Source organism: Bradyrhizobium sp. Arg237L (assembly GCF_029990105.1).
Classification (GTDB): Bacteria; Pseudomonadota; Alphaproteobacteria; order Rhizobiales; family Xanthobacteraceae; genus Bradyrhizobium.
Genome location: NZ_JAQMIL010000140.1, coordinates 1 through 8510 on the forward strand (window position 1 = coordinate 1; position 8510 = coordinate 8510).

6 protein-coding genes are annotated in these 8510 nt (G+C 59.0%); 5 read left to right on the forward strand and 1 reads right to left on the reverse strand.

Annotation, left to right across the window (positions count from 1 at the left end; genetic code table 11):
- Positions 1–144 precede the first annotated feature (144 nt).
- The 3 genes from OZ411_RS42090 to OZ411_RS42100 all read left to right on the forward strand — a co-directional run bounded on the left by OZ411_RS42090 (position 145) and on the right by OZ411_RS42100 (position 3934).
- Positions 145–1584 carry an IS1182 family transposase gene (locus OZ411_RS42090; protein WP_282532675.1) on the forward strand — a complete coding sequence of 480 codons (1440 nt, stop codon included), beginning with the start codon at positions 145–147 and terminating at the stop codon, positions 1582–1584.
- Between the two features lie 256 nt (positions 1585–1840).
- Positions 1841–3307, forward strand: a complete 1467-nt coding sequence (locus OZ411_RS42095; RefSeq protein ID WP_282532676.1) for an amidase family protein — start codon at positions 1841–1843, stop codon at positions 3305–3307.
- Between the two features lie 45 nt (positions 3308–3352).
- A complete protein-coding gene (locus OZ411_RS42100; protein ID WP_282532677.1) occupies positions 3353–3934 on the forward strand; it encodes a TetR/AcrR family transcriptional regulator in 582 nt (193 codons plus the stop codon).
- A gap of 361 nt (positions 3935–4295) precedes the next feature.
- On the opposite strand, the gene OZ411_RS42105 is transcribed toward OZ411_RS42100, so the two are convergent.
- Positions 4296–6191, reverse strand: coding sequence for a peroxidase family protein (locus OZ411_RS42105; protein WP_282532678.1), 1896 nt, complete (start codon positions 6189–6191; stop codon positions 4296–4298).
- A 543-nt stretch (positions 6192–6734) separates the two neighbouring features.
- Between OZ411_RS42105 and OZ411_RS42110 the strand changes: the two genes are divergently transcribed.
- Both OZ411_RS42110 and OZ411_RS42115 read left to right on the forward strand, forming a co-directional pair.
- Positions 6735–7523 (forward strand): alpha/beta hydrolase, encoded by a 789-nt coding sequence (locus OZ411_RS42110; RefSeq protein WP_282532679.1) that lies wholly within the window; start codon positions 6735–6737, stop codon positions 7521–7523.
- Positions 7524–7923: 400 nt separating this feature from the next.
- A partial coding sequence (locus OZ411_RS42115; protein ID WP_282532680.1) for a recombinase family protein occupies positions 7924–8510 on the forward strand: 587 nt, incomplete at its 3' end.

Genomic DNA, 8510 nt, shown 5'->3' on the forward strand with positions numbered 1-8510 from the left:
GCCGTTGACGCGGTATAGCTAGAAGTCCGTTCACAGGGACAGACCGGAAGTCTGCGACCGAGAGGCAACAGGGGTTATTGACCCTGGCTGTGTGAAAACGCCGCGCCGCTGTTATGATTCCTTCGTGATTCTGTGGAGGAATCGATGAGGCGCTTCGTTGAAGAGGCGGATCGTGGGCAATGGACGCTGTTGCCCGAATGCCTCGATAATTTCATTGACGAAAGCAATCCTGTTCGCGTGATCGACGTGTTTGTCGATGCGCTGGATTTGGCTGAGATGAGCTTCGAGGGGGTGGAGCCGGCGGCGACTGGTCGGCCGTCGTACCACCCCTCCGTTCTCCTTAAGCTTTACATTTACGGCTATCTGAACCGGGTTCAGTCGAGTCGGCGGCTGGAACGAGAGGCCGGGCGCAATGTCGAGGTCATGTGGCTGCTGGGTCGGCTCGCACCTGATCACAAGACGATCGCGGACTTCCGCAAGGACAACGGCCTAGCGCTTCGCAAGGTCTGTGCGCGCTTTGTCGAACTCTGCCGTGAGATAGGCCTTCTCGCGACGGCGAGCGTCGCCATCGATGGGAGCAAGTTCAAAGCCGTGAACAATCGGGACAAGAACTTCACAAAGGCGAAGGTGCAACGGCGGCGTGCTCAACTTGAGGAGAGCGTCGCGCGCTACCTGAGCCAACTTGATACGGCCGATCGACAGGAGCCGAGCGAGGCGTTGGCCACAAAGGTGACGAGGCTTACCGAGAAGCTGACGAAGCTGAAGGAAGAAATGGGCAAGCTTGCCGTTTACGAGAAGCAGATGCTCGCCTCGTCCGACCAGCAAATCTCGCTCACTGATCCCGATAGCCGATCGATGGCCACGAGCGGTCGCGGTTCCGGCGTTGTCGGCTACAACGTGCAAGTCGCCGTGGATACCGAGCATCATCTGATTGTGGCGCACGAGGTGACGAACAGCGGCTCAGATCGAGCGCAGCTGGCCAATATGGCCAAGCAGGCGAAGGCCGTTCTAAAGACCGAGACGCTCGAAGCGGTGGCCGATCGCGGTTACTTCAACAGCCCGGAGATCCTCGCGTGCCACGAAGCAGGCATCACGGTAACTCTGCCCAAACCGCTGACATCGGGTGCTAAGGCGGACGGACGCTTCGGTAAGCAGGACTTTGCCTATTTACCAGAGGAGGACGCCTATCGCTGCCCGGCTGGGGAGCGACTGCCATATCGCTATACAAACGAAGAAGACGGCAAGGTGCCGCGGCGCTACTGGACCACGGCCTGTCAGAGCTGTTCGCTCAAGTCCCAATGCACGCCAGGGCCAGAGCGGCGGATTACACGGTGGGAGCACGAGCATCTGCTTGAGGCTGTGCAGCAGCGCCTCGATGCAAACCCAGAGGCGATGCGCCAGCGCCGAGAGACAGTCGAGCACCCATTTGGCACCATGAAGGCCCGCATGGGGGCGACACACTTCCTGACGAAAACGCTTCCAAAAGTAGCTGCCGAGATGGCAATTGCGGTCCTGGCCTACAATCTGACGCGGGCCATGAACATTGTTGGCATCAAGCCGCTGATCGCTGCGATCGCAGCCTGACACCCTCGGGCCGCGGACTCTCAGCGACGCCCTTTTAGAGGCCGTTTTTACACGGCCAAGACCCGAAGCGGACGTCATCTTTCAACGGTCGGCGGCTCAATCCGTCGCCTGTCGGCACCTCACGCTCATGTGTGCAGAGAAGCCCGTCCTCCCCATTGCATTACGATCGTAATTTAATATTGTGATCGTAATGGCATGAGCTGAGCCGCTGTATCACGGCAGCGGAATGCTGCAAACCGCTCTTTGCGAGGACTTCATGAACGACATCACCGGCGTTTCGCGCCACATGGCTCCCGAAGCACTGATGGACCGCTCCTCGCTGGGACTCGCGGCCGCTGCGGCAGCTATTCGCAATGGCGAAATCACATCGGAAGCATACACCGCGGCGCTTCTGCGGCGTGCGCGAACGCTTGCCGAGCTTAATGCCTTTATCACCATCGACGAGGCTGCTGTGCTGGCCGCCGCGAGGAACGCGGACAAAACACGTGCCGCCGGATCGGCGGCTCCGCTACTGGGCGTGCCGCTCGGAGTGAAAGACAGTTATCTGACGAAAGGGCTGCCTACGAGCCTGGGTCTCGATAGCCTCGCTCACTTCGTCCCACGCGAAGATGCGGACGCGGTCCGCGCTATCAAGGATGCGGGCGCTTTGGTCTTCGGCAAGAACAACCTCGTTGAGATGTCCTACGGCTTGACCGGTCACAACGCACATTACGGCCAGGTCAAGAATCCGCACGCACGAGATCGCGTGTCGGGCGGCTCCTCGAGCGGTTCTGCCGCATCCGTGGCCGCGGGCCTCGTTCCCGCGTCCTTGGGCGGTGACACCGTTGGGTCGATCCGGGTGCCCGCATCGTTGTGTGGCGTCGTGGGATTCAAGCCAACCACCGGACGATGGCCGCGCAAGGGCGTTGCTCCGATCTCCCACACGCTCGACACGACGGGCGCATTCACCCGAAGCGTCGAGGACTGCGTCCTGCTGGATCAGGTCGTGACTGGCGAACAGGCTGCAGAATTCTTCGACCGCGACTATGATCTAAAGGGAGCCCGATTGGCCTTCGCGCCGCGACAGTTTCTGGATTTGGTGGACTCGGAAGTCGAGAGCCGATTCCGCGAGGTGGTTCGGCGTCTGCAGCACGCCGGTGCGGAGGTCGTTGAGGTGAACCTTGGCGACGATTTCAATGCCCTCATCCAAACCGCGACATGGGGCATCTTTGCTCATGAGACGATGGGCGCAATATCAGAATTCCTTCGCCGCCATGACATTCCGACCACGTTTGAGGCGATTTACGAGGGTCTCAAGCCCCAACTTCGGCAGGCGTGGGGACACATTGTACTGCCGAGCGGTGCAGGTGCCATCTCGGCAGAAGCGTATCAGACGGCGCTCAACGCGAGTCGGCCGGAAATCCAGCACCGGCTCAACATGGCGTTCGTCGCTTGTGGGGCGCAGGTCATTCTGCAGCCGACCACGCCATGCACGGCGCCTTTGATTGACGAGCAGGCGACCGTCCATATCGCGGGACAGGACGTCAGCTATCTCGCTTTGGCGAATCACACCGTCTCAGCGAGCAGCGTGGGGCTGCCGGGTATCAGTCTTCCAGTTGGCCTATCTCGCGCTGGGCTGCCGATTGGCCTTGAACTTGACGCCCCTTTAGGAAGCGACCGCAGGCTTTTAGCCCTTGCCCGCAAGATCGAAGGCGTTTTGGGTGCCGAGCCGACCGCGATCTAACGCGTGGTCCTGGCGTCTGGGAGACATTAGTGGAGTTGAGATGAGATGCGCTTCGAGAAGGGTCATAAGTTGGCGACACGACGGCACATCATCGATGTGGCATCGAAATGCATGCGCCGGGACGGCATCTCCGCAACCGGGATTGCCGGGATTATGGGCGAGGCCGGCCTGACCAAAGGGGCATTCTCTCCGCACTTTGAGTCCAAGGATGCGCTTGTTCGCGAGGCGCTCGCGCGCGCGCTTAATGACCAGCAGCATTGCCTTGATGAAGATCAGCTCAAGGGCCTGGACCTTGAAGGCGCGATCCTGAGGTACCTGAACCGCGCGCACCTCGAAGCCCCCGCGCAAGGGTGCCCCTCCGCGGCGTTACTTCCGGAAATCGGGCGCCAGCCCCTGAACACCAGGCAAGATTACGAGAAAGCGCTGGGAAGCTACGTCGCGACCTTGGCCGCGCTGCTACCCGGCGCAGATTCTGCAGCGAACCACCGCCGAGCGATGGCTATCTTCGGCCTCATGGTGGGCACGCTACAGTTTGCGCGGGCCGTGCCCGACGCTGCCGAAGCGCAGCAGATTTTGGATAGCGGCATTGAAGCCGCGCTGCACTTGGCGCGAGCTACATCATCCTAAATCGGGAAGGAACGGAGAGGCTCACGTCGGACACGCTTGTAGGCTCAGATCAGCGATGTCCGCTTCTGTGAAGGGTTTCGGATGCCGGCCGCTTGAGGGACGTCGCCGCGGGTTCGGCGGCCGGCGTCCGAAAGCCTCCAAGGGAGGAAACCGCGCTTGAGGGAACGGAAGGCCGTGCGGCAGGCGCTATGACCCAATGCGGACGTTATCGACTAACGGATTGCAGTTGTGGCGCTCGCTAGTTCTGCATTGATGTTCTGTCCGCGACGCGAGAAGTCCCGCGCGATCCGAAAACGTGAGTTATCTCGCCCAATTGAGAGGGTGCTGCGCCGCTCGTTCAAAGCGACGCAGCATCTTGGTCTTATGCCCAGTCGCGATGGTGCAATTCATTCGGCTTTACGCCCAATAAGTCGATAGTTTCGGTGCCGACGTGCAACAGTGTTCCGCCGTGCTCGTCGGAAGATATCTTGACGTAGGCGTCGCTTAAAAGTTGTAGCTTGTCCACTTTCGGGTCGAAGTCGGTGACGGTTGCGGTATTGTGTTTTCCCTTGAAGTAGTCAGCGTTGAACACAAACGTATCGGCACCATCACCGCCGGTCATGGTCATGTGGCCGCTCGCTGCCACCAGCGTGTCATCCAGATCCCCGCCGGTCAGGGTGTCCTTTCCTGGGGATCCGACCACGAGTTGCGCCATGCCGTCGGCCGCCTCTTGTCCGGTCGGGTCTACTCCTCCCAGGGTGCCGCTGTGCCGCTCGGTCGCAACGAAAGCATCACTTTGCATCGCAGTGGTATCGGTGTTGCGCAGGATCAAGTCCGACAGGGTGGTGCCCTTGATCTCATTCAGGGTCTCGCTGTCGAACTTCTGGTTCTCGAAATAGTACCGATCGCCGTCGCGCAATGCAGCGAACTGATCGCCGATGATCCTGCCAAAGGTAGGTCCGATGATGGCTCCTTCAGCATGATCCTCTGCCAATCCACCAGCCCACAAATCGACGGCATCGATAGAACCATAGGCTTTCTCGAACTCCGCCGCCGTCTTCGGATCAGAGCTGAGCTGATCGAAGCTGGTATACGGCGCAAGTCCCAGCGCCTCCCGGGTCTGGTTCAGTGTACCCAACCCCAGATCATGGCCACGCTGGATATTGATCGCCGCTAGATCGATACCGTCCGGAGGATCGACCAGGAAGTTCCGCAAGCCATCGACAATGCGGGCGTCCAGCAGATTCGCCAAGTCTCCCGACAGATGCCGAAGCAAGCCATCTGCACCCGTAGCCTCGAACGTTGCCGTATCTTCAAAGAACGATTCCGCCAGCGTCTGCTCGGATGTGAAGGCACCTAGATTGCTGATCGCACTGATTTCGTCGGAGACGATCGAGTGACCGAAGCGAAACGCGGCACCCGCAAACTCTTCGGTGATTCGCGCGTCTACCGTAGGATCATAGCCGTGGTACGGCTCAATGGCGTCCTTGCCCAGCAGATGTGGCAGGAACTCGCTATAGGTGATATTGACCATCTCGGCCGTGGTGATGGCTTTGGCCGTCTCGTACAGCTCGTCGCCGCTCCAATTCGGTTGTTCCTGCTGCAGGCGATCGACCTGATAATTATGCTCGCGCACAAATAACACCTGCAAGGCGGTCAGGTCAGGGTTCTCCTGCGCCCGCACATCACCGGCCGCAAAGGCCTTGCCCTGATCGGTCTCGATGATCGGGAGATTTTGCCCTGCCGACATTTTCATATGACCGTCGGCGGTCCGCAGGCTCGCTGCGGTGGCAGCATCGGATCCGTAAATCTGCGATGCATCCAGCCAACCCGTGACCGTGTTGATGGCGGTTGCCGGATGCCCGGTAACACCGGTCGCAGGATCGATGGCTACCCGCGTCAACGGGATGATACTGCCGGCCGGCAGAAACTCATCATCAGCTGGGACCGTGATCGAGATATCCGTGCTTGTGCCCTGCTTTTGCAAATCCAGATCGTGATCGATGAACTGGCCCCACGCATACATCATGCCTGATAGTGCGACGCCGTCGTCGTCCATCAAATGCGGGCCTTCCTCCCCGGTGTCCGCCTGCGCCACGACGATGTTGCTGATCTCGCGGGGGTTCGGCCCCGGTGTCATTTCATTGAACCCATCGGCGAAATGCGCCGGACCCACCCGAGCAAAGTCGGTGTCGGCCTGGTTCATGGTGGAATCGGCAAGATTGTTGTTGGAGCCGTCGATGGTGCGGAAGTCGAGAGTACCGAATCGAAGTGCCATGGCTCACTCTCCCTGCAGAGTGTATGGCCCCAGCTGCTGCCACATTGGCCGCGCTGTAAATGACGCTTTGATGATGCATTGTGACGTTCGGGCGGCAGTTGAGTGACGATATTCGGCGCTGATTACATCGCACCAAGCTGGTCGATTGGGCGCCCCGCGCAGGTTGGTGCCGAGCTCATCCGTTTACTCCACCGGCCGCTTGCACTGTCGACTTGGAGCCAAGCGCCCGCGGCCGAACGATCGAGCGCTTCATGGTGTCCTTTCCTAGCGAATATTTCCGATGAAGGATCAAAGCTTTTGTAGTGCGGCCTTGAGTGAAACATCGCTCCTAGGTCCTGCGGTGGCCCATCAGGGAAGTGGCGACACTCCTCATTGAGGTACGCTTACTGGGGCAGAGCGGGCTGGATTTGCTCAGTCTGAGTTTCTTCGCATTTTGACCCTCAACGGACATTCGGTCGCAGTCCTTTCCCATCGGGGCTCTACTGCAAGGTGTGTTATGCCTTTGATCACGGCCAGCGAGAGTTTTGAAAAGGGGAAATTGCGATGAAACGTCGAGAATTCCTAAAGGCCGCCGCCGCAAGCGCGGCCGTTGTTACGACAGCCCGTCCCGCTATCGCGCAGACTTCTGGAAAAACTTTTTTGGTCTGTACGGGGGCCTGGTCTGCGGGATGGGCGTGGAGGAAGATGCATCCGCTTATGGCTTCCGCTGGGCATCGATTGGTCACTCCGACCTACACAGGTATTGGCGAGAGGGAGCACCTGGCCAGCCCGTCAAACGATCTTGAAACTCATATTCAGGATATTCTGGCGGTCATCAAGTATGAGGATCTGAGAGAAATTGTGCTGGTCGGCCATAGCTACGGCGGCATGGTCGCAACGGGCGTTGCCGACCGGGCTCGAGACCGTATCGCCCGATTGATTTATCTAGACGCATTTGTGCCAATGGACGGACAATCCTTGATGGATGCGAATCCGCCGACGGTACGGCAGCGTATGCAGGAAGCCGCAAAGGCGGGCGATGGATGGCGAGTACCATCGAATCCTATTCCGCCTGACACATCTGAAGCTGACGTGAAATGGATTTCTGAACGTCGGGTTCCCCAATCGATCAAATGCTTCGAGCAGCCGCTTAAGATGCGCGGTGGAAATCTGACCTTGCCGCGTAGCTATGTCTATTTCACCCGCGTCACTCCTGCGGACACCTTCCGGCCATTCGCCGAGCGCGCGAAAAATGATCCCAGTTGGCGTTATTACGAGCTCGACGCCAGCCATTCAGCGCACGTAACCGCTCCCGAAGCGCTTGCGCGGCTGCTGCAAACGATCGACTCGTAGCCCACGTAATCTCGAGGGCTCGCTCCTTGCGTTATATCGGGAGCCGCGAACCGAGTTGCCACTTTTCGAATGGTGCGCTTTCGCGCACCATTCGCCGTCGATGGCAGCTTATGGCCCTTACCGACCGGCCTAGAGTTTCGGCAAATGTCGGCCGTCGGGGGCAGACCGGACCTCAGTTCGGCGCGGCTCAATCGACGCGACTGACCCAAAGCGGACAGCGCCCTTGATCTCATCCCTCGGCGACGCCTGGCGAGAGGGCTTCAATGTAATCGAAGATCTGCTAATTCGCTGCCGAGAGACTCCAGCATCGGGTGTACAAAAATGCTCAAAACTCTCCATGAAGTTTCAGTGATCTTTTCAGGCGATGTCGCTATCGACACAACCTCAAGGAGGGCCGGTCATGCGGGATGGTGTCTCAGCTACTTTAAGGGCTGCGCAATACCTGCGTATGTCTACGGACGAGCAAGACTATTCGACGTTGAACCAAGCAGAAGCGATCGCCGCGTATGCGGCCGCTCACAACATTGAAATTGTACGAACCTACTCCGACGAGGCTCGCAGCGGGTTACAACTGAACGACAGGCCCGGCCTCAAACTTCTGCTCAGTGATGTAGAGGCCGGCAACGCGAATTTCGGTGTTGTTCTTGTTTACGATGTGAGCCGCTGGGGTCGCTTTCAGGATGTCGATGAAAGTGCCTACTACGAGTATCTCTGCAAGAAGTCCGGCGTTCCTGTCATCTATTGCACTGAAGATTTTAAGAATGACGGGAGCCTGGTCTCTGCACTCATAAAGGCTCTTCACCGCACCGAGGCGGCGGACTATAGCCGTCGATTGTCGATCAAGGTCTTTGCTGGCCATTGTACGCTGAGTCGCCGCGGCTTTTGGCAGGGGGCCTCAGCCGGGTACGGCTTGAGGCGAGTGCTAGTTGACGCATGCGGCTGCGAGAGAGCCATTTTGGCCGACGGAGAGAGAAAATTCATCCAATC